The sequence below is a fragment of the Variovorax sp. J2L1-78 genome (assembly GCF_030317205.1).
Lineage (GTDB): Bacteria > Pseudomonadota > Gammaproteobacteria > Burkholderiales > Burkholderiaceae_C > Variovorax > Variovorax arabinosiphilus.
In genome coordinates, this window is record NZ_JASZYB010000001.1 from 1769815 (window position 1) to 1791295 (window position 21481).

The following is a 21481-nucleotide window of genomic DNA, read 5'->3' on the forward strand; positions in this document are numbered from 1 at the left end:
ATTCAGATGGCTTGGACGTTCCACTGGCCGGCGCTCTGGACGAGCTCCCGGTCGCACTGGAACTCGTCGATTTCGCTGTCGTGGCCAGGCAGCACGCAGACCACGGTTTCGCCCTGCGCACGCAACGCGGCAATGGCGGCACGCAGGCCGGCCGCGTCGCTCCACGGGGCGCGGATGGCCGCCCGCAGTGGCCGGCTCGGCACCACGCCGACCAGCTCGCGCAGGTCGACGCTGAAGCCGACCGCCGGTCGGTTGCGGCCGAACACCGCGCCCACCTCGTCGTAGCGGCCGCCGCGCACCAAGGCGTCGGCGGCGCCGTTCACGTAGATGCCGAAGCGCATGCCGCTGTAGTAGGCGTAGCCGCGCAGGTCGGACAGGTCGAAGCTCACGGTCGCGCCGTCGAGGCGGGCGGCCAGTTGCTTCAGGTCGTCCAGCGCGGCGCGCACGGCGGCCGTGTCGGGCAGCGCCGTGGCCGCCTCGTCCAGCACGCTGGCGTCGCCGTAGAGCTGCACGAGCGCCAGCAGGCCTTCGCGCGAGGCCGCAGGAAAGTCGCGTGTCAGCGTGCGCAGCTCGCTCGCGTCCTTCGCAGCCAGCGCGGCATGCACGCGGGCGATGACGGCCGCATCCACCATGACGCCGGCAAAGAGCGAACGCACGATGCGGGCGTCGGCCATGTCGACGATCACGCCGGCGGGCAAGCCGGCCGCGCGCAGGCAATCGAGCGCCAGCAGCAGCACCTCGGTGTCGGCTTCGAGCCCGACGTGACCGTAGATCTCGGCACCGAACTGCAGCGGCTCGCGCGTGGCGTGCGGACGATCAGGCCGGGTGTGGACCACCGGGCCGCAGTAGCAAAGCCGCGTGACGCCTCGGCGGTTCAGCAGATGGGCATCGATGCGCGCGACCTGCGGCGTGGTGTCGGCGCGCAACCCCATCGTGCGGCCCGAGAGCTGATCGACCAGCTTGAAGGTTTGAAGGTCGAGGGCCTCGCCCGTACCGGACAACAGGGACTCGAGGTGTTCGAGCAGCGGCGGCATCACCAGCTCGTAGCCATAGCCACGGGCGGTGTCGAGCAGTTCGCGTCGAAGTTCTTCGATGTGGCGCGCCTCGGAAGGCAGCACATCGGCAATGTGATCCGGGAGGACCCAGGCGGACATGGGGATCGGGGGCGTGGTTAAACCGGGATTCTACCGGGCGCGGACGTGTGGCCCAACGAAGGGCGAGCCCGCAGATGGAAGCTCAGTACAGGATCCAGAGCAGCAGCAGGCCGACAAGGATGCTGCACAGGCCGAAGAAGCGCAGCTGACCGTCACGCAGCTGCATCAGCTGGCCGAAGCCGCGGCGCCAGCCGCCCGGCGATACGAAGGGCAGCAGCCCTTCGATCACCAGCACGAGCGCCAACGCGCTCCATAGCGTGTCGGCGCTCACGGCAGGCGGTCAGCGCGGCGCGTTCGGGCTGCCGGGCCCGCGCAGCGCGCGGAAGAAATCGGACGATGCCGGGTCGACCACCAGCACGTCGCTCTTCTTGTTGAAGCTCTGCTTGTAGGCGTCGAGGCTCCGGTAGAACTGGGCGAACTGCGGGTCGCGGCCGAAGGCTTCGCTGTACGCCGAGGCGGCCTGGGCGTCGCCCTCGCCCTTGATCTTCTGGGCATCGCGGTAGGCGTTGGCGACCGTCACTTCGCGCTGGCGATCGGCATCGGCGCGGATCTTCTCGCCTTCGGCGAAGCCGGTGGAACGCAGCTCGTTGGCCACGCGCTTGCGTTCGGCCTCCATGCGTCGGTAGACCGACTCGGTGATCGCTTCCACGTAGTCGACGCGGGTGATGCGCACGTCGACGATGTCCACACCCCAGGGCTTGGCGCCCTTCACCACCGACAGCACTTCGCGCTGCACGTCGGCCATGAGCTGCTCGCGCCGCACGGAGATCAGGTCGCGCACGGTGCGCTTGTTGACGTTCTCCTGGAACGCGTTGCGCACCACGCGGTTGAGCTGCACCGCGCCAGCGTTCTCGTCGAGGCCGACGTTGCGGATGTATTCCGAGGGGTTGGTCACGCGCCAGCGCACGTACCAGTCGATCACCACGCGCTGCTTCTCGGCCGTGAGCATGGGCTCGGTCTCGAGGCTCGACAGCGTCAGCAGGCGCTTGTCGATGTACGACACGTTCTGGAACGGCGGCGGCATCTTGAAGTTGAGGCCGGGCTCGGTGATCACGTCCTTGATCTGGCCGAGCTGGTAGACCACGCCGAACTGGCGCTGGTCGACCACGAAGAGCGTCGAGCTCAGCAGCGCGAGCGCCACCAGGATCGTCGATGCGATGAATCCGATTCTGTTCATGTTCTTGTTCTCCGCCTCAACGTGCGTCACGGTCGCGGGTGCGGCCGTCGCGCAGGCGCGCATCGTTGCTCGTCGGCGCCACCGGGATCACCGAGGACTGCGACGGTGCGGTGCCGGCCACGTTCGGGCTGGCGCCATCGACCGGCGCGCCGGCCGTGCCGGCACCGGTGCCCTGCATCAGCTTGTCGAGCGGCAGGTACAGCAGGTTCGAGCCCTGCTTCGAATCGACCAGCACCTTGGTGGTGTTGGTGTAGATCTGCTGCATGGCGTCGGTGTACATGCGGTCGCGCGTCACCTGCGGCGCCTTCTGGTACTCGGCCAGCACGGCAGCGAAGCGACCGGCATCACCCTGGGCCTGCGCCACGATGCGGGCCTTGTAGGCTTCGGATTCTTCCTTCAGGCGCGACGCCGTACCCGTGGCGCGCGGCACCACGTCGTTGGCATAGGCCTGCGCCTCGTTCTTGGCTCGCTCGCGTTCCTGGCCGGCCTTGAGCACGTCGTCGAAAGCCGCCTGCACCTGCTCGGGCGGACGCACGCCACCCTGCTGCAGGTTGATGTTGACGACTTCGACACCGACCTTGTAGCGGTCGAGGATGGTCTGCATCAGCGTGCGCACGCGCGGGGCGATCTGGTCGCGCTCCTCAGCCAGCGCCGCGTCCATCTTCATCTTGCCGACCACTTCGCGCACCGCCGTTTCGGCGACCTGCACCACGGTGTCGGCCGGTGCCTTGCTCTCGTAGAGGTAGGCACGAGCGTCGCTCAGGCGGTACTGCACGGCGAACTTGATCTCGACGATGTTCTCGTCTTCGGTGAGCATGGCCGATTCGCGCAGACCGGTGGAGCGCACGATGCTGTCGCGGCCCACGTCGGTCGAACGGATCTGCGTGACCACCACCACCTCGTGGCGCTGGATCGGGTACGGCAGGCGCCAGTTGAAGCCCGCGCCAACAGTGGTCTTGTAGCGGCCGAACTGGGTGATGACGGCCTGCTGGCCTTCGTTCACGATGAAGAAACCGGTGCCCAGCCAGATCAGCACCGCCACGCCGACGATCAGGCCCAGGCCGTAGCCGGCGTTCTTCATGTCGGGCTTGAAGCCGCCGCCGTTGCCGCTGGGCGGACGGTTGCCGCCACCCTTGCCGCCGCCGAAGAGCCCACCGAGCTTGCGGTTGAAGTCACGCCAGAGTTCGTCGAGGTCCGGCGGACCCTGGTTGGGTCCCTGGCCTCGCGGACGCTGGTTGTTGCCCGAAGGCGGCGGATCGGCGTCGGGGCGGTTGGCTGTCGGGCGGTCGCTGTTCGACGCGGGCTCGTCACCCCGTCCCCATCGACCGTCGTTCAGGTTGAACATGCCCTGAAAACGTCTCCACACTGGCTTTGCATTCATTCTGTTCGGTTCTCTCGTCAGTGGAGGGATTGTGCCCAATCAGCCGGGTGCATCGTGCAATTCAGCCCCGGCCTCCAAGGACATGCCCGCAGGGACCGAACCGGAGCGGCGCGCCAGCTCGCTGCGCAGCGCCGGCAACCCGGCGCCGCTGTGCGCGCTCACGAACAGGCGGGGAACCTGCACGCCATCGACGTCCATCTCGTCCTGCATCTGCAGGGGTTGCTGCGCGCTTTCAAGGGCGTCGAGCTTGTTGAAGACGAGCAACTGCGGAATTTCGTCGGCGCCGATCTCTCGCAGCACCCGCTGCACTTCGGCCAATTGCTCGGGGTGGTGCGGGTTGGACGCATCGACCACATGCAGCAGCAGGTCGGCGTCGACCGCCTCCTGCAGCGTCGCCTTGAAGGCGTCGACCAAGCCGTGTGGCAGGTCGCGGATGAAACCGACGGTGTCGGAGATCGACACCTGGCGCCGGGCATCGCCCAGGTAGAGGTTCCGCGTCGTCGTGTCGAGGGTGGCGAACAACTGGTCGGCCGCATAGGCGCGGGCCTTGACCATCGCATTGAAGATCGACGACTTGCCGGCGTTGGTGTAGCCGACCAGCGAGATGTTGAAGGTGTCGCGCCGCTCGCGCTGGCGCCGCTGCGTGCTGCGCTGCTTCTGGACCTTGGCCAGGCGCTCGCGGGTGCGCTTGATCGACTCGTCGATCATCCGGCGATCCAGCTCGATCTGCTTTTCGCCAGGGCCGCCGCGCACACCGGCACCGCCGGTCTGGCGCTCCAGGTGGGACCAGCGGCGAACGAGGCGGGTGCTGAGGTATTGCAGCCGCGCCAGCTCGACCTGCAGCTTGCCTTCGTGCGAGCGTGCACGCTGGGCGAAGATCTCCAGGATGAGGAAGGTGCGGTCGTAGACGGCGCAACCCAGCGTACGCTCGAGGTTGCGTTGCTGCGCCGGGCTCAGGGCCTGGTCGAAGATGACTTCGCTGGCACGGTGCAGCTCGGCCAGTTCGCGGATCTCGTCGGCCTTGCCGCTGCCGACGAACAGCGCCGCGTCGGGCGCCTTGCGTTTGCAGATCAAGCGCTCGACCGGCGTGAGGCCGGCGGTCTGCGCGAGCAGGCCGAGTTCTTCGAGGGCGCTGTCGAAATGAGGCAGCCCGAAATCGACACCGACGAGAACGACGGCGCCATCCTGGCGGGGGATGTCTTCAGACAAGCGGAATGGGGGTTGGCGGAAAAAAGCGCGGCAGGCAGGCCTGCCGCGCGTTGTGCCGGTCAGGCAGCGGCGTCGTCGCTCTCGGCAGCCGAGAAGTTGACCGCGCGGCCAGGCACGATGGTGGAGATGGCGTGCTTGTAGACCATTTGCGTCACAGTGTTCCGCAGCAGCACGACATATTGATCGAAAGACTCGATCTGACCCTGAAGCTTGATGCCGTTCACCAGATAAATGGAAACCGGCACATGCTCCCGACGCAAAGTGTTCAGGAACGGGTCTTGCAAAAGTTGCCCTTTGTTGCTCACGATATTCTCCGTGTTCAAGGAAGAGTTAGAGGACCGAGAACCTTAACACAGGGTTTCCCCGCTGCAGCACGGGACCCAATGGCCTTGAAAAAATAACGTCTCTCCGCTAAGGGAACTTTGGGTTTCCACCAAGCTCGCCGGCGGCCTCTTGATAGGGCCACACCGCTTTTTACTTGTCCGCGTAAGGATTGTGCGACGACTTGAATTCGATGCGAAGCGGCGTGCCAACCAGATCGAATTCCTTGCGAAAGCGTCCTTCGAGAAAACGCTTGTACGCCTCGGTCACGTGTTCCAGCGAATTGCCGTGGATCACGATCACCGGCGGGTTCATGCCGCCCTGGTGCGCATAGCGCAGCTTCGGACGGAACATGCCGGCGCGCTGCGGCGACTGGAATTGCACCGCTTCGAGCAGCAGGCGCGTGAGCACCGGCGTCGACATCTTGCGGGTGGCCGACTTGTGCGCCTGGGCAATGGCCTGCCAGACCGGGCCGAGGCCCTGCCGCTTGATCGCCGAGATCAGATGCAGGGCCGCGAACTTCAGAAAGGGAAGCCGCGTCTCGATCTGGCGCTGGACCTGCTCGCGCTGGTAGCTGTCGACCGCGTCCCACTTGTTGACCGCGATCACCACAGCCCGGCCGGATTCGAGGATGTAACCGGCAATGTGGGCGTCCTGGTCGGTCACGCCCTGCGTGGCGTCCAGCAGCAGCAGCACGACATTGGCCGACTCGATGGCCTGCAGCGTCTTGACCACCGAGAACTTCTCGATCGCCTCGAACACCTTGCCCTTGCGGCGCAGGCCGGCCGTGTCGATGAGCTCGAAACGCTGGCCGTTGCGCTCGAAGGGCACGGTGATCGCATCGCGCGTGGTGCCCGGCATGTCGAAGGCGACCAGGCGCTCTTCGCCCAGCCAGGTGTTGATCAGCGTCGACTTGCCGACGTTCGGCCGCCCGGCCACGGCCAGCTTGATCGGCTTGGCCTCGCCGTTGTCCTGCTCGTCTTCGGGCTCCGGCAGGTTCAGCGGCTCCAGTGCGAGTTCGACCAGGTCGCGGATGCCCTGCCCGTGCGCTGCGGACACGCCGTGCACGTCGCCCAGGCCCAGCTCGTAGAACTCGACCAGCTTGGTGCCGTCGTGCATGCCCTCGGCCTTGTTGGCCACCAGCACGCAAGGCTTGCCGAGCCGGCGCAGCTCCTTGCCGATCTCGTGATCCTGCGCCGACAGGCCCTCGCGCGCATCGACCACGAACACGACCACGTCGGCCTCGGCGACGGCCTGGCGCGTCTGCTTGGCCATCTCCTTGAAGATGCCGCTGCCCGCGTCGGGCTCGAAGCCGCCGGTGTCGATCACGATGAACTCGTGGCGGCCCAGCCGACCATTGCCGTAGTGGCGGTCGCGGGTCAGGCCCGCATAGTCCGCCACGATGGCGTCACGCGTCTGCGTGAGGCGGTTGAACAGGGTCGATTTGCCAACATTGGGGCGACCGACCAGCGCGATGACCGGTTTCATGAGCAGCGCCCCTTGGTTGCGTTATTCAGGGCGATAGCCGAACACACCGCCATTGCGGGTGACGACCACGACCGTGTTGCCGGCGAGCACCGGCGTGACGACGATCGGCGAACCATCCGGCGTGGCGCGGCCGAGCAGCTTGCCGTCGTCGCGCGACACCAAGTGCAGCATGCCAAGTTCGTCGCCGATGATCAGCGAGCGGCCGACGGCCAGGGGCGCGGTCAGCGTGTGGTACTTGAAGTGCTCCACCGACCAGGCGCGCTCGCCATCGGCGCGACGCCAGGCCACCACGGCGCCGTTCGATTCGGTGCCGTAGACGAAGCGGTCGTCCCCGGCCACGCCTTCGGCGCCCGACGCCGGCTTGCTCCAGAGCAGCACGCCGCGGTTGGTGTCGACGCAGCCCACGCTGGCATAGTACGCCCGTGCGCAGACGGTGTCGCCCACACGGCTCACGCTGCCGGTCAGGTCGACCAGGCGTTCGACGTCGTTCGTGCCGCGCGGCGCCGCGATGGGCGATTCCCAGCGCGAGGAGCCGTTGGCCGGGTTGAGCCCGGCCAGACGGCCGCCGACGCCGGTGACCAGCGTGTCGCCCACGGCCAGCAGCACGCCCGGCTTGCGCAGCACCAGGTTCTCGGCGGTGCGCTGCTGCGCCCACAGACGGCGGCCGGTCTGGCCGTCCCACGCCGTCATGGTGCGATCGGCGGTCTGCACGAACACGCGCCGGCCGGCCACCAGCGGCGCGGTGAACGCCTGGGCCGGGAGGCGCTGCTTCCACAGCACCTTGCCGGCCTGCAGGGCGACGAGCTCGTTGTCCTTCGTGACGACGGCGGCGATGGCCCCGTCGCTGCCCACGCCCGCGATCAGCGGTGCGCCGGCATTGGCGCGCCAGTTCTCCTGACCCGAACGCGAATCGATGGCGACCACCGTGCCGTCGACGCTGGCGACCGTCACCGTGTCGCCGCTGACGTCGATCTGCAGCGAGAACTCGGTCTTGGGGATGGCGACCTTCCAGGCCTGCCGCACACCGAACAGCGCCGGGTTGGCCGGCAGGTCGACGGGCTTGGGTTTGGGCGTGCCGGAACAGGCGGCCAGCGCAGCGACCAGCACGGTCATCGCGACGGCGCGCAGCGCGGGCGTGTGGGACACGAGACGAGACAGATTCATGATAGCGATCAGGGGTTCTTGGCCGGCGCCGCAGCGGCGGAGGTCAGTGTCTTGGGGTCGACGCCGACGGCGTTGAGCTTGATCTCGACCAGGCGACGGTACTCGTTGCCGGGCTCGAAGGCGGTCCACGCCTTCTGGTACTCGGTCTTGGCCTCGTCGCGCTTGCCTTGTGCCAGATAGATGTCGCCCTTGCGGTCGGCGATCAGCGCGTCGAATTCCTTGGGAACCGGCGACGCGAGTTGCTTGAGCGCGTCGTCGTAGGACTTCTGCTGCAGCAGTTCGGCCGACAGGCGCAGCCGGGCGATCGCCTGGTAGCCAGGGTCGACCGCGTTCTGCGCGACCCATTCGAGTGCGGCGCGCGAGCCCTCGGCCTTGCCCTGCTCGTTCAGCGTCTTGGCCGCCAGCAGGCCGGCCTGCTGCGCGTAGACGGTGCCGGCGAAGCGGTTCTTCATCTCGCCGAGCGCACGCTCGATGCGTGCGGCGTCATTGGCCTGGGCGCTGCGCTCGACTTCGTCGTAGAGCGCCGATGCCTGCGCGGCCTTGGTCCGCTGGAAGTACTGCCAGCCATTCCACGCCATGAAGGCGCCGGCCGCCAGCAGCACGACCCAGGTGATGAGCGTGCCGTAGGTGTTCCAGAAATGCTTCAGCTGGTCGAGCTGTTCCTGCTCTTCGAGGTCGAGATGGGTGGCCATGCGCTGTCAGGTGAGAAGGGTCGGCGATTGTAGAGTGGCCGCCCAGGCGCCCACGTCGGAGAGCGAACGCACCGTCTGGGCGCCGCTGCCGTCGCGCAGCGCCTTCACGGTGACTTCGCCGCGGGCCATCTCGTCGGCACCGAACACCAGTGCGAAGGCCGCACCGCTGGCGTCGGCCTTCTTGAACTGCGACTTGAAGCTGCCCAGCCCGTCGACCGTGCTGGCATGCATCTGCACCCGCACGCCCGCGTCGCGCAGCTGCTGCAGGGTGCGCAGCGCCACCGGCATGGCGGCGGCGTCGGGAATCACGGCGTAGGCGTCGGCCACCGGCAGCGGCACCGCCGTGCCCTGTTCCTTCACCAGCTCGAGCACGCGTTCGATGCCCATCGCCCAGCCGACGGCCGGCGCCGGCTTGCCTCCGATCTGCGCGATCAGGTCGTCGTAGCGACCGCCGGCGCACACGGTGCCCTGCGCGCCGAGACGGTCGGTCACGAACTCGAAGACCGTGAGGTTGTAGTAGTCCAGGCCGCGCACCAGGCGCGGATTGATCGTGTAGCCAATGCCGTTGGCGTCGAGGATGGCACGCAGGCCGTCGAAGTGCGCGAGCGACTCGGCACCGAGGAAGTCGATCAGCTTCGGCGCCGACTCGACCACGTCCTTCATGGCCGGGTTCTTGGTGTCGAGGATGCGCAGCGGGTTGCTGTGCAGACGTCGTTTGGCTTCTTCGTCGAGCGTGTCGGCGTGAGCTTCGAAATGCTTGATGAGCTCGGCACGGTGCGCCGCGCGCTCCGGCGGCTGGCCCAGGCTGTTGAGTTCGAGGCGCACGTCGACGAGGTCGATCGCCTTCCAGAGCGCCGTTGCCAGCAGGATCAGCTCGGCATCCACCTCGGGGCCGGCAAAGCCCAGCACCTCGGCGCCGACCTGGTGGAACTGCCGGTAGCGGCCACGCTGCGGACGCTCGTGGCGGAACATCGGGCCGGTGTACCAGAGGCGCTTGCCGCCGTCGTACAGCATCGAATGTTCGATGACCGCGCGCACCAGGCTGGCGGTGCCCTCAGGGCGCAGCGTGAGCTGCTCGCCGTTGAGCTTGTCCTCGAAGGAGTACATCTCCTTCTCGACGATGTCGGTGACCTCGCCGATGCCGCGCACGAACAGCGCCGTGTGCTCGACGATGGGCGTGCGCACGTTGCGGTAGGCGTAGCGGCCCATCAGGTCGCGCACGATGGCTTCGAGCCATTCCCAGCGCGCCGATTCCGGCGGCAGGATGTCGTTCATGCCTTTGACGGCATTCAATTTGTCGGCCATGGGATCCAGGGAGAAAAAATCAGGCGGCGGAGGCAGCGTGCTCGCTGCCGAAGCGCTTCTCGATGTAGGTTTCGACGAGCTGGTGGAACTCGTTGGCGATGTTGTCGCCGCGCAGCGTGAGCGCCTTCTCGCCGTCGATGAAGACCGGTGCGGCCGGCGCCTCGCCGGTGCCCGGCAGGCTGATGCCGATGTCGGCATGCTTGCTCTCGCCCGGCCCGTTGACGATGCAGCCCATCACGGCCACCTTGAGCGTCTCCACGCCAGGGTACTTCTTGCGCCAGACCGGCATCTGCAGGCGCAGGTAGTCGTCGATCTGCTTGGCCAGCTCCTGGAAGGTCGTGCTGGTGGTGCGGCCGCAGCCCGGGCAGGCGGTGACGCTCGGCACGAACATGCGCAGGCCCAGCGCCTGCAGGATCTCGTTGGCGATCACCACCTCCTGCGTGCGCGCCTCGCCCGGCTGCGGCGTGAGCGACACGCGGATGGTGTCGCCGATGCCTTCCTGCAGCAGGACCGACAGCGCGGTGGCCGAGGCCACCGTGCCCTTGGTGCCCATGCCGGCCTCGGTCAGGCCCAGGTGCAGCGGGTAGCTGCAACGCTTGGCAAGTTCGCGGTAGACGGAGATCAGGTCCTGCACGCCGCTCACCTTGCAGCTGAGGATGATCTGGTCGCCGTTCATGCCCATCGATTCGGCGAGCCTGGCGGAGTCGATCGCGGAAGTGATCAGCGCCTCGTACATCACCGACTTGGCTTGCCAGGGCGTGGCGCGCTGGCTGTTGACGTCCATCAGGTGCGCCAGCAGCTCCTGGTCGAGGCTGCCCCAGTTGACGCCGATGCGCACCGGCTTGTTCCAGCGCATCGCGGCCTCGATCATCTGGCCGAACTGCTTGTCCTTCTTGTCGCCCTTGCCCACGTTGCCGGGGTTGATGCGGTACTTGCTGAGCGCCTCGGCGCAGGCCGGATAGTCGGTCAGCAGCCGGTGGCCGTTGTAATGGAAGTCGCCGATCAACGGCACGTCGATGCCCATGCGATCGAGCTGCTCGCGGATGTAGGGCACCTGGGCTGCGGCCTCGGGCGTGTTGACCGTGATGCGGACCATCTCGGAGCCGGCGATGGCCAGCTCCTTCACCTGGATCGCGGTGCCGATGGCGTCGACCGTGTCGGTGTTGGTCATCGACTGCACGCGCACGGGTGCGTCGCCGCCTACCGTCACGGTGCGCGGGCCCCAGACGACGCTGGCCTGGCGTGAGCGGCGCGCCAGCGGCGCGGCGGGCTCGATCGGCAGGCAACCAGACAATGGCTGATCGATCATGGCTTCACCTCGAAACGGGCCACACCGCCGGAACGCGCCAGCGGCGTCAGGTCGAAGGGCTTGCCCTTGACCTGCACGGTGACCCCGGCAGCGTGGCCGACGACCACCGACAGCGGCAGCGTGCCGCTCAGGCCGACGGTTTCGCCGGGCGTCACGATGCGGCGCAGCAGCGCCTTGCCCGTCGCGTCGGTCACGGTGATCCACGAATCGGCACTCGCCACGAACACCAGCGCGTCGCTGCCGCTGGAGGCCGGCGTGGCCGAGGCCACCGGCACCGATGGGCTCGTGGCCACCGTGCCGGGGGCTGGGGGAATGGTCGGAACGGGCGGTGCCGCCGGCGCTTCGTTCGGCGGCGGCAGCGTCGGCACCGACTCGACCACCGTGCCGGCGGGCGCATCGGCGCTCTGCGGCGGCACCGCGGTATCGGCGCTCGACCCCGAACGCTCCGCTGTCAGGCCCGACACCCACTGGCTCAGCTGCTCGAAGGCGCCCGAGGGCAGCCACACCAGCGCCGCGGCGCCTGCCAGCAGCAGCGCCACGACCACCAGCAACGCCCGCGACGGCGTGCCGCCCGCGCCGCCGTGCGTGCGCGGCGCCCCTGAGCGGAAGCTGCCGCTCAACGGACGATCGGCCTCCGCCAAGCTGGGGCGCACGGCCCCCGGCAGCTTGGCCAGCACCGGCGCCGGGTCGACGCGCAGCGCGCGGCAGACGCTCGCGGCCAATGCACGTGCAAAGACCGGGTCGGGCAAGGCCTCGATGTTGTCGTCTTCCAGGGCCTGAAGCTTCTGTGTCGGCACCTTGAGGGCCGCGGCCACCACGTCGATGTGCAGGCCATGCCCCTCGCGGGCTTCGCGCAGCAGGTCGCCGGCCGTCTTGTGGGTGCTGTCGCCATGGCTCAGAGGAGCCGTCTGTGAGCTGCCGAATTCGCTGGCGCGTTCAATCATCGAAATTCCCGCGTTCGTACGCTGTTGCCTCCCGGGACTGGGGGAAGCGGCGCTGCAATTGACCGCCGAGTTGGGCCATGGCCTCTCGGTTGCTGAGCTTGCGTTCGATCTTGATGCCGAGCCACAGCGTTTCCGCGTTGGCCGACGGACTGTTGTTGACCCGGCGGATGTAGAACTGCGCGCGCGACCAGTCTTCGCGCTGCGCCAGCAAGGCCGCCAGGTTGTAACCGATGACCGGGTTGCCGGCATCGATCTCGTAGGCCTGCGTCAGGCTGCGCTCGGCCTCCGGACGCTGGCCGGCCTGCATCTGGCAGACGCCCTGCGTCATCAGCGTCTTGGCCCGATCCATGTAGTTCGGCGCGGCGAGCGCCGCGCTGAACTGCTGGGCTGCATCGCCGTAGCGCTTCTGCTGGCACAGCAGCCAGCCATAGTTGTGCAGCGTGTTGGGCTCGCGCGGGTTCAGCGCGATGGCCCGACGGAAGCTGTCTTCGGCCAGGCCGGCATCGTCCAGCCGCATGTAGGCCAGGCCGCGCAGGTTGTACGCATCGGCGAAGTTCGGGTCGGCCGCGAGCGCCTGCTTGATCTCGTCGAGCGCCACGGTGGTCTGGCCCGCTTCGAAATACCCGATGGCCAGCTCCAGGCGGATGCGGGCACGACGACGGCCGGAAGGCTCGTCCGACGCGGTCACCGTCTCGGTACGGTTGCCGTCGGCGCTTCCCACGGGCCGGGTGGTCTGGGTCGTGGTATTGACGCAGCCGGCGAGCAACGTCACCAGCGCCGCGCCCATCAGACCGCGCAGCAAGCCGGCGTGCGGCGTCGAGAAAACCATGCTCATCGCTTCAGTGCTCCTCGGAAGCCGCCGCACGGACGGGATGCAGCGTGACGATGCGACGCTGCGCCATGCGCTCGGCCGCGTGCGTGCGGTCCTTGACGTCGCCGGCCAGCTGGCCGCAGGCGGCATCGATGTCGTCGCCGCGCGTCTTGCGCACGGTGGTCACGATGCCGGCCTCGCTCAGGGTGCGCGCGAAGGCCACCACCCGCGGCTGCGGCGAACGCAGCAAACCCGACGCCGGGAACGGGTTGAAAGGAATCAGGTTGAACTTGCAGGAAATGCCGGTGCTGCGCACCAACTCCACCAATTGCTTCGCATGTTCGGGCTGGTCGTTCACGCCGTCGAGCATGCAGTACTCGAAGGTGATGAAGTCGCGCGGCGCATGCGCCAGGTAGCGCTTGCACGCCTCCAGCAACTCGGCGATCGGGTACTTGCGGTTGAGCGGCACCAGGTCGTCGCGCAGCGCATCGTTGGGCGCATGCAGCGACACCGCCATGGCCACCGGGCAATCGGCGCCGAGCCGGTCGATCATCGGGACCACGCCCGAAGTCGACACCGTCACGCGACGGCGCGACAGGCCGTAGGCGTTGTCGTCGAGCATGGTGCGCAGTGCGGGCACCAGCGCCGCATAGTTCTGCAGCGGCTCGCCCATGCCCATCATCACGACGTTCGAGATGACGCGTTCGTCACGCTTCAAATGCTGGCGCAGGAAGTGCTCGGCGAACCAGAGCTGCGCCGTGATCTCGCCGGTGCGCAGGTTGCGGCTAAAGCCCTGGTGCCCCGTGGAGCAGAAACGGCAGCCGACGGCACAACCGGCCTGGGACGACACGCACAAGGTGCCTCTGTCGTCCTCGGGAATAAAAACGGCTTCGACGGCATTGCCGTCGCCCACGTCGAACAGCCACTTGATGGTGCCGTCGGCCGACTCGTGTTGGGTGATGACCGGCAACGCCTCGATGCGCGCCGTGGTCGCCAGCTTCTCGCGCAGCGACTTGGCCAGGTCGGTCATCTGCGCGAAATCGCTCGCACCTCGCTGGTGGATCCAGCGGAAGAGCTGCGTCGCGCGAAAACGTTTTTCGCCCAGCTTTTCGCAGAACGCGGCCAACCCCTCCAGATCGAACTCGAGCAGGTTGACGGTCGTCATGAGATCGGCCGGGCTGCGGACTCAGCGTGCGTAGACGTTGAGGCCGGCGAAGAAGAAGGCGATTTCGGCGGCAGCGGTTTCGGGGGCGTCCGAACCGTGCACGGCGTTCGCGTCGATGCTGTCGGCGAAGTCGGCGCGGATGGTGCCGGCAGCGGCCTTCTTCGGGTCGGTGGCGCCCATCAGGTCGCGGTTCTTGGCGATGGCGTTGTCGCCTTCGAGCACTTGCACGAACACCGGACCGGAGATCATGAACTCGACCAGGTCCTTGAAGAACGGGCGGGCGCTGTGCACGGCGTAGAACTGCTCGGCTTCGGCGCGCGACAGGTGCACCAGCTTGGCGGCAGCGATCTTGAGGCCGGCGGCTTCAAAGCGGGAAACGATCTTGCCGATGACGTTCTTGGCGACGGCGTCGGGCTTGATGATGGAGAGGGTGCGTTCGATGGCCATGGAGAAGTTGCTTCCTGAGCAGTTGATGTCGAAATGAGGTCCGCCGCGGCGCCGCCAGCGCAGCCCGCGACCTTGACAAAGCCTCTGATTTTAACCGGCGCGCCGCGAGCGCCCGGCCGAAAGGCCGCGAAAACCGCGGCCCACGAAAGTTTTAGCGACCGCGACGACGGCCGCCACCGGAACCACCCGGCCCGCCGCCGCCGAAGCCGCCACCGCCCGGCCCGCCCCGGCGCGGCCCCTGGCGCTGCTCCTTGCGCTGGCGCGAGAAGCTGTCGGCGCCGATGTAGCCCAGCGAGGTCTTCATCGGATCGGGCTGCGCGCCACCCGGCAGCCGGTCTTCACCGCCCGCCCGGCCCGGCCCTGGTTGGCCCTGGCCCTTGTTGTTGCGACGCCCCTGCGGCGGCCCGCCCGCGTTGCCGCCGCGGCCCCGGTCGCCCCGCGCCGCCTGCCCACCGCCCGGATTGGGCATCGGCGGGCCGCCGGCATTGCCGCCGTTGCGGCCACCGCGGCGCTTGTTGTTGCCGCGCCCGTTGCGGCCGCCGCCGTCGGCGCCCTGCTCGCGCGGACCCGGGGCCGGCCGCGGCGCACCGCCGCCCGCCGCCTGGAACAGGGAGCGGATGTCGCGTTCGTCCAGCTCCATCCAGGCGCCGCGCTTGAGGCCGCGTGGCAGCACCATGGCGCCGTAGCGGATGCGAATGAGTCGGCTGACCGCATGGCCGACCGACTCGAACAGCCGGCGCACCTCGCGGTTGCGGCCTTCGGAGATCGTGACGCGGTACCAATGGTTGGAGCCCTCGCCGCCGCCCTCCTCGATCGTGCCGAACTGGGCCATGCCGTCGTCCAGACGCACGCCTTCGAGCAGCTTCTTCTTCTCTTCGGCGTTGAGCGCGCCCAGCACGCGCACCGCGTACTCGCGCTCCAGGCCGAAGCGCGGGTGCATCAACTGGTTGGCGAGTTCGCCCGAGCTCGTGAAGAGCAGCAGGCCTTCGGTGTTCAGGTCGAGGCGACCGACGGATTGCCACTTGCCCTGCACCAGGCGCGGCAGCTTGCGGAACACGGTCGGCCGGTTCTGCGGGTCGTCGTGCGTGACGACCTCGCCGACGGGCTTGTGGTACGCGATGACGCGGGCCGGCGGCGGCGCGATCCGGTAGCGGATCGGCTTGCCGTTGATCTTGACCTGGTCGCCGTACTGGATGCGCTGGCCGATGTGGGCCGGCTCGCTGTTGACCGAGATGCGGCCTTGCAGGATGAGCGCCTCCATCTCGAGGCGCGAGCCCAGGCCGGCCTGGGCCAGCACCTTGTGCAGCTTGGGCGAGTCGGCCTCGGGCAGCAGCACGCGCTTGAGCGGTGGCACTTCCGGACTTTCCTCGTCGGCATCGAACTGGCCGGAGATGACGTCGGCGAAGCGGATCGGCTCCGGCTCCGGCGCGTTGCGGCGCTCGCGGTCGGCGGCACGGCGGGCTCGGTCGAGTTCGTCCTCGTCGTCGTCCTCGTCTTCTTCCTCCTCGTCGCCGGCATCGTCTTCGTCTTCATCCTCGGCACGCGGCCGCGCTTGGGCGACCGCAGGTGCAGGCTGCGGCGCGGCCGCTTCGACGACGGGCGCCGCCACCGCGGGCGCGGCGGGGGGTTCGACGGCGGCTTCGGCAGCCTCGGCGGGCTCGCCGGAACCTTCGACTTGCAACGGCAGTTCCACCACGGCCTTGGGCTTGCGGGGCCGGCGCTTGGCAGGCGCCGGCGCAGCCTCGGCGGCGGGGCTGTCGGCAGGCGGGATCACCGCGTCATCGGGTTCGGAGGAGCTCATGGAGGTGTGGTTCCGGAAGGCACGGCAAGTGCGTCGGGGTCGTCGAGGCCGGTCGGCTCGATCGGGGTATCGGTCGTTGTCGTTGGGTCGGCGGCAGGGACTTCGGCGCCGTCGTCCTGGGCGCCATCCGGAGCCTCGTCCGGCGGAGGGCCATCCATGGGCAGCGCCGACTGGTCGGGGCTGACGGCCTCGGCCATCGCGTCGAGCAGCGCATTCTGCTGCGCCGGCGATTCGATCACCGGCAACTGATCGAGCGAGGCGAGCCCCAGGTCGTCGAGGAATTGGCGCGTGGTCGCGTAGAGCGCAGGGCGGCCGACGGTTTCGCGGTGGCCGATGACCTCGACCCAGTTGCGGTCCTCGAGCTGCTTCAGGATCTGCGAGTTGATCGTGACGCCGCGGATGTCTTCCATGTCGCCACGCGTCACCGGCTGGCGGTACGCGATGATGGCCAGCGTCTCGAGCGCGGCGCGCGTGTAGCGCGGCGGCTTCTCGGGGTGCAGGCGATCGAGGTGGTCGCGCATCTCCGGGCGGCTCTGAAAGCGCCAGCCGCTGCCCACGCTCACCAGTTCGAGGCCGCGCTGGGTCCAGTCTTCCTGCAATTCGATCAGCAGCGACTTGATCGTGTCGGCGCCCAGTTCGTCGTCGAACAGCACGCGCAGTTCGCGCACCGGCAGGGGCTGCGTCGAACAGATCAAGGCGGTTTCAAGAATGCGCTTGGCATCCGCCGTATTCATGGTTCGCGTTATCCGGGAAAAGGCGCCAGCGGCGCACGTTCAGGTGGATGGAGAGTCTCGTGATGGAGAAGCGGCGTCGCCGGCACGGGGCGGGCAGAACGCGAGGCCGGCTCGACAGGCCGGCGCGGCCCTCGGGCCGTCAGGCGCGATTGTAGTCCAGGCCCCAGGCCGCGAAGCCCTGGGCCAGATCGTCGGGCGGCGGCGCCAGGAAAACCAGCGGGGCCTGTGTCTGCGGATGCACGAAGGCCAGGCGAAAAGCGTGCAGCGCCTGGCGCGCCATGCCGGCCGCCGGCGCCCCGCCGTACAGCGCGTCACCCACCAGCGGATGGCCGATGGACGCCATGTGCACGCGGATCTGGTGGGTCCGGCCGGTCTCCAGCGTGCAGCGCACCGCGCAGCCCTCGGCCGTGCCGTCGAGCCGCTCGATCAGCGTGCGCGCCGTCTTGCCCGGATGCCGCTGCAGATCGACGACCGCCATGCGCAGCCGATTGCGCGGGTCGCGGCCGATCGGCGCATCGACCTGCCGGGCCGCCGCGCCCTGCCACGGCCGGTGCGCCATGGCGAGGTACTGGCGCGACACCTCGCGCGCAGCGATGAGCTGCACCAGCGCATCCATCGTGGCCCGCGTGCGCGCCACGACCATCAGCCCGCTGGTGTCGCGGTCCAGCCGGTGGACGATGCCGGCGCGCGGCAGCAGCGCCGCCTGCGGGTCGAGCGCCAGCAGGCCGTTGAGCAGCGTGCCGCTCCAGTGGCCGGGCGCCGGGTGCACCACCAGCCCGGCCGGCTTGTCGATGATCCGCAGGTGCGCGTCCTCGTACACCACCCGCAGCGCCATCGGCTCGGCCTTGAAGGCTTGGCTCTGCGGCGTGGGGCGCAGTTCGATCTGCCCGGCCTCCCCCACGCGCACCGTGAGCGAGGGCTTGGTCACCACCCGTCCCTGGAGCCCGACCGCCCCCGCATCGATCAATTGCTGCAGGTAGCTGCGCGAGAACTCGGGAACCAGAACGGCCAGCGCGCGGTCCAGCCGTTGCCCGTGCTGCGCCGTGCCGATGGCAAAGGCCCGCACCTCGCTGGTCTCGCCGAGATCGGCACTTTCATCGGCCTCGTTCGCGTCAGGGCCGCCCAGGGCTTCGTCCAAAGGGTCGGTCGATATAATCGAAGGTACTTGTTTCAAGAAAGCTTCATGTGATGTTTCGCGCCAAATTATCGGTTGTCCCTGCGTGGATGGCGCTCGCTGCAGCCGCGTGGCTGGTTGCCGGCTGCTCGACCACCAAGGTCGACGAGACGGCCAACTGGAGCCCCAACAAGATCTACAGCGAAGCCAAGGACGAGGCCGGCTCCGGCGCCTACGACAAGGCCATCCCGCTGTACGAGAAGCTCGAAGGCCGCGCCGCCGGCACCCCGCTGGCCCAGCAGGCCCAGCTGGAGAAGGCCTACGCGCAGTACAAGGCCGGCGAGAAGCCCGCCGCCATCGCCACCATCGACCGCTTCATGAAGCTGCACCCGGCCAGCCCCGCGCTGGACTACGCGCTGTACCTCAAGGGCATCGTCAACTTCAACGACGATCTGGGCATGTTCGCGTTCCTCACGCGCCAGGACCTGTCCGAGCGCGACCAGAAGGCGGCCAAGGAATCGTTCCAGGCCTTCAAGGAGCTGGTCACGCGCTTTCCCGATTCGCGCTACACGCCCGATGCGCGCCAGCGCATGAACTACGTGGTCAATTCGCTGGCCCAGTACGAGGTGCACGTGGCGCGCTACTACTACCAGCGCGGCGCCTACCTAGCGGCCATCAACCGCGCCCAGCTGGCCCTGGCCGACTACCGCGAAGTGCCGGCCCTCGAAGAGGCGCTGTACATCATGGTCCAGTCCTACGACAAGCTGGGCCTGAACGACCTGCGCGACGACGCCAAACGCGTGCTGACCACCAACTACCCCCAGAGCGAGTACCTCACCCGCGGCTTCCGCGGCAAGGACGACCCGTGGTGGAAGGTCTGGTAACGCGCTAGGGCATCAGCGCTTCGAGCGCGGCGTCGAAGTCGGCCTCGCTCTCCAGTCGCCGCATCGGCGGCAAGGCCGAGATCAGCCGGCGGCCGTAGCCCATGGTCACCAGCCGCGTGTCGCAGATCGCGAGCACGCCCACATCGGTTTCACGCCGGATCAGCCGGCCCGCGCCCTGCTTCAGCGCGACGGCGGCCTCGGGCAGCGAGTAATCGCCGAAGGCGTTCCGACCTTCGGCTTCCAGCCGCTGCGAACGCGCCTCGACCAGCGGATCGTTCGGCGGCGGAAAGGGCAGCTTGTCGATCACGACGAACTGCAGCGCATCGCCGGGCGCATCGAAACCTTCCCAGAACGACGCCGAGGCCACGAGCACGCACCCGGCCTCGCCCTGCCCGTCGCCGGCACGGAAGCGGTCCATCAGCACGCGCTTGGGCAGCTCGCCCTGCACCAGCACCTCGGGCCGCCGTGCGCCGTCGAGGTGGTCCAGCTGCTGCCGGAGCGCATCGCCGATGGTCCGCAAGGCGCGCAGCGTGGTGGTCAGCACCAGCGTCTTCCCTCCGAGCAGCGCTGCCCCGCGCGCGGCCAGGCGTGCGACCTGCGCGCCGTGCGACGGATCGTTCGGCCTGGGAAACGCGCGCGGCACGTAGAGCGACGCCTGCTGGGCGTAGTCGAAGGGGCTCTGCACCCGCAGCACCTCGGCATCGGTGAGGCCGCAGGGCTCGGTGAACCAGCGCAACTGCGGGTCGTCGCCCAGCGTGGCCGAGGTGAAGATCCAGGCGCGGCCGCTGCTGTCCACGTCGCTCGCGCCTTTCTTGAGCACCCGCGTGCGCACCGCCTCCGCGATGTCCAGCGGCGACTCGATCAGCCGCAACTGCGTGCCCACGTCGACCCAGCGCACGGACCCCAGCGCGCAGGGCTGCGCGAAGCGCCCGGCCCGCTCGGCCAGCTGCTCGGCCCGCTCGTGCAGGCGGATGAAATCGGGCGAGATTTCACTGACGGTGGCCAGCGCCTCGCCCGCGTCCTCGAAGGCCTGCTGCAGCTCGTTCAGCGCACCCTGCCACGGCGCGGCGGCCAGGCCTTCCGGCGCCTCGCCGGCCCAGCGCAGCTTGGCGCCCGGCCATTGCTGGCCGGCCGCAAGGCGCAGCTCGCGTGCGGCGCGCTCGACCGCCGCCACGCGCTGCGTCCAGTCGGCCAGGCCGCGTGCATGCTGCAGGCCGGCGGCCAGCACATCGCGCGCGAAGTCGAGCGCCTGCCCGGTGCCGAACTGCACGCCGAGGAACTGCACGCCGGTCTCGTTGAGCTGGTGCGCTTCGTCGAAGACCACGACACGCACCGACGGCAACAGTTCGGCCATGCCGGATTCGCGCACCGCCAGGTCGGCGAAGAACAGGTGGTGGTTGATGACCACCACGTCAGCCGCCAAGGCTTCGCGCCGCGCGAGGTTGACGTGGCAGGGCTTGAACTGCGGGCATTGCGCGCCCAGGCAATTGTCGCGGGTGGAGGTGATGAGCGGGATCAACGGCGAGCGCTCGTCCAGCCCGGGCAACTCGGCCAGGTCACCGGTGCGGGTGGCCTTGGACCACTGCTCGATCTTGGCCAGCGTGCGCAGGCTGCCGCGCTCGGGCGAGGTGTCGTGCCGCGCGAGGTCCAGCCGGTGCAGGCACAGGTAGCTGGCCCGGCCCTTGAGCAGCGCGGTGCGCACGGGCAGCTTCAAGGCATCGACCAGGCGCGGCAGGTCGCGGCCGAAGAGCTGGTCCTGCAGGGTCTTGGTGGCGGTCGACAGCAGCACGCGCTCGCCGCTCAGCAGCGCCGGCACCAGGTACGAGAAGGTCTTGCCGACACCGGTGCCGGCTTCGACCACCAGCTCGCCGCCGGATTCGATCGTGCGGGCCACGGCCAGTGCCATCTCCGTTTGCCCGCCGCGTTCGCGAAACTGGTCGGCCGCGTGCGACAGCACGCCATGGGGCGCGAAGGCCTCGCGCACGTCCTGCGTGAGCGAGGAAGGCTTGCGGGTGGCCGTTCGAAGCGGTGGTGCGGCGCCCAGCAGCGCGTCCAGATCGTCCTCGTCGTCATCGCCGTCGAAGGCGCCGGAGTCCACGACCATCAAGCGGGCTCTTGCGGCTCGACGGAGCGCTCGACGCGCGCGATCTGGTCGCGCAACGCCAGGCGCCGCTTCTTGAGGCGGCGCATCAGAAGCTCGTCCTGCGGGACGACCTCGCCGAGCCGATCGATGGTCGCGTCCAGATCGGCGTGTGCCATGCGCAGCTCGATCAATTGACGCGACGGGGAGTGAAGATTGAAGTCCAAGGCGGTGGTGGGTTCGACGGCGGCACCGGCGCCCGGTGCAGCCGATGCCGGGACGGCTTCGTTCGATAATACGT

Annotated in this window: 21 protein-coding genes; 1 reads left to right on the forward strand and 20 read right to left on the reverse strand. The window is 68.6% G+C overall.

The genetic code is table 11. From position 1 onward, the window contains the following. Nucleotides 1-2: 2 nt before the first annotated feature. The 18 genes from QTH86_RS08420 to QTH86_RS08505 all read right to left on the reverse strand — a co-directional run bounded on the left by QTH86_RS08420 (nt 3) and on the right by QTH86_RS08505 (nt 18240). On the reverse strand, nt 3-1154 hold the full coding sequence (locus tag QTH86_RS08420) for an ATP phosphoribosyltransferase regulatory subunit (protein WP_286645127.1): 1152 nt from the start codon (nt 1152-1154) through the stop codon (nt 3-5). An 82-nt stretch (nt 1155-1236) separates the two neighbouring features. Further along, nucleotides 1237-1425, reverse strand: a complete 189-nt coding sequence (locus QTH86_RS08425) for a DUF2065 domain-containing protein (RefSeq protein ID WP_286645126.1) — start codon at nt 1423-1425, stop codon at nt 1237-1239. 9 nt (nt 1426-1434) lie between these two features. Then, nucleotides 1435-2331, reverse strand: a complete 897-nt coding sequence (gene hflC, locus QTH86_RS08430; protein ID WP_286645125.1) for a protease modulator HflC — start codon at nt 2329-2331, stop codon at nt 1435-1437. A gap of 16 nt (nt 2332-2347) precedes the next feature. After that, nucleotides 2348-3676: an FtsH protease activity modulator HflK gene (hflK, locus tag QTH86_RS08435; protein ID WP_286645124.1), complete on the reverse strand. Its 1329-nt coding sequence runs from the start codon at nt 3674-3676 to the stop codon at nt 2348-2350. A 75-nt stretch (nt 3677-3751) separates the two neighbouring features. Continuing rightward, the gene (gene hflX / locus QTH86_RS08440) at nt 3752-4921 is read right to left on the reverse strand and encodes a GTPase HflX (RefSeq protein WP_286645123.1); all 1170 of its coding nucleotides are present in this window, start codon (nt 4919-4921) and stop codon (nt 3752-3754) included. A gap of 59 nt (nt 4922-4980) precedes the next feature. After that, a complete protein-coding gene (gene hfq, locus QTH86_RS08445; RefSeq protein ID WP_162566896.1) occupies nt 4981-5226 on the reverse strand; it encodes an RNA chaperone Hfq in 246 nt (81 codons plus the stop codon). Between the two features lie 169 nt (nt 5227-5395). Next, the gene (gene der, locus QTH86_RS08450; protein WP_286645122.1) at nt 5396-6730 is read right to left on the reverse strand and encodes a ribosome biogenesis GTPase Der; all 1335 of its coding nucleotides are present in this window, start codon (nt 6728-6730) and stop codon (nt 5396-5398) included. A gap of 21 nt (nt 6731-6751) precedes the next feature. After that, the gene (bamB, locus tag QTH86_RS08455) at nt 6752-7894 is read right to left on the reverse strand and encodes an outer membrane protein assembly factor BamB (RefSeq protein ID WP_286645121.1); all 1143 of its coding nucleotides are present in this window, start codon (nt 7892-7894) and stop codon (nt 6752-6754) included. 8 nt (nt 7895-7902) lie between these two features. Then, on the reverse strand, nt 7903-8586 hold the full coding sequence (locus QTH86_RS08460; RefSeq protein WP_286645120.1) for a YfgM family protein: 684 nt from the start codon (nt 8584-8586) through the stop codon (nt 7903-7905). A gap of 6 nt (nt 8587-8592) precedes the next feature. Then, the gene (gene hisS, locus QTH86_RS08465) at nt 8593-9891 is read right to left on the reverse strand and encodes a histidine--tRNA ligase (RefSeq protein ID WP_286645119.1); all 1299 of its coding nucleotides are present in this window, start codon (nt 9889-9891) and stop codon (nt 8593-8595) included. A gap of 19 nt (nt 9892-9910) precedes the next feature. After that, nucleotides 9911-11200, reverse strand: a complete 1290-nt coding sequence (gene ispG / locus QTH86_RS08470; protein WP_286645118.1) for a flavodoxin-dependent (E)-4-hydroxy-3-methylbut-2-enyl-diphosphate synthase — start codon at nt 11198-11200, stop codon at nt 9911-9913. After that, nucleotides 11197-12144 carry a helix-turn-helix domain-containing protein gene (locus tag QTH86_RS08475; RefSeq protein ID WP_286645117.1) on the reverse strand — a complete coding sequence of 316 codons (948 nt, stop codon included), beginning with the start codon at nt 12142-12144 and terminating at the stop codon, nt 11197-11199. Before QTH86_RS08475 ends, ispG begins: the two co-directional genes overlap by 4 nt. Continuing rightward, nucleotides 12137-12979 (reverse strand): type IV pilus biogenesis/stability protein PilW, encoded by an 843-nt coding sequence (pilW, locus tag QTH86_RS08480; RefSeq protein WP_286645116.1) that lies wholly within the window; start codon nt 12977-12979, stop codon nt 12137-12139. Before pilW ends, QTH86_RS08475 begins: the two co-directional genes overlap by 8 nt. Nucleotides 12980-12983: 4 nt before the next feature. Continuing rightward, nucleotides 12984-14120: a dual-specificity RNA methyltransferase RlmN gene (rlmN, locus tag QTH86_RS08485; protein ID WP_286645115.1), complete on the reverse strand. Its 1137-nt coding sequence runs from the start codon at nt 14118-14120 to the stop codon at nt 12984-12986. Between the two features lie 21 nt (nt 14121-14141). Further along, entirely contained in the window at nt 14142-14567 is a 426-nt protein-coding gene (ndk, locus tag QTH86_RS08490) for a nucleoside-diphosphate kinase (RefSeq protein WP_286645114.1), read from the reverse strand. A 151-nt stretch (nt 14568-14718) separates the two neighbouring features. Next, nucleotides 14719-16368 (reverse strand): pseudouridine synthase, encoded by a 1650-nt coding sequence (locus QTH86_RS08495; RefSeq protein WP_286645113.1) that lies wholly within the window; start codon nt 16366-16368, stop codon nt 14719-14721. Next, on the reverse strand, nt 16365-17102 hold the full coding sequence (gene scpB / locus QTH86_RS08500; protein ID WP_286645112.1) for an SMC-Scp complex subunit ScpB: 738 nt from the start codon (nt 17100-17102) through the stop codon (nt 16365-16367). The genes QTH86_RS08495 and scpB overlap by 4 nt, the downstream gene beginning before the upstream one ends. A gap of 139 nt (nt 17103-17241) precedes the next feature. Further along, nucleotides 17242-18240 (reverse strand): RluA family pseudouridine synthase, encoded by a 999-nt coding sequence (locus QTH86_RS08505; RefSeq protein ID WP_286645111.1) that lies wholly within the window; start codon nt 18238-18240, stop codon nt 17242-17244. 50 nt (nt 18241-18290) lie between these two features. On the opposite strand from QTH86_RS08505, the gene QTH86_RS08510 reads away from it, so the two are divergent. Next, nucleotides 18291-19100, forward strand: coding sequence for an outer membrane protein assembly factor BamD (locus tag QTH86_RS08510; protein ID WP_286645110.1), 810 nt, complete (start codon nt 18291-18293; stop codon nt 19098-19100). A 4-nt stretch (nt 19101-19104) separates the two neighbouring features. Here the strand turns inward: QTH86_RS08510 and yoaA are convergent, their stop codons facing one another. Beyond that, a complete protein-coding gene (gene yoaA / locus QTH86_RS08515) occupies nt 19105-21204 on the reverse strand; it encodes a DNA repair helicase YoaA (RefSeq protein WP_286645109.1) in 2100 nt (699 codons plus the stop codon). Then, nucleotides 21204-21407, reverse strand: a complete 204-nt coding sequence (locus QTH86_RS08520) for a YdcH family protein (RefSeq protein ID WP_286645108.1) — start codon at nt 21405-21407, stop codon at nt 21204-21206. The genes yoaA and QTH86_RS08520 overlap by 1 nt, the downstream gene beginning before the upstream one ends. Between the last annotated feature and the right edge of the window lie 74 nt (nt 21408-21481).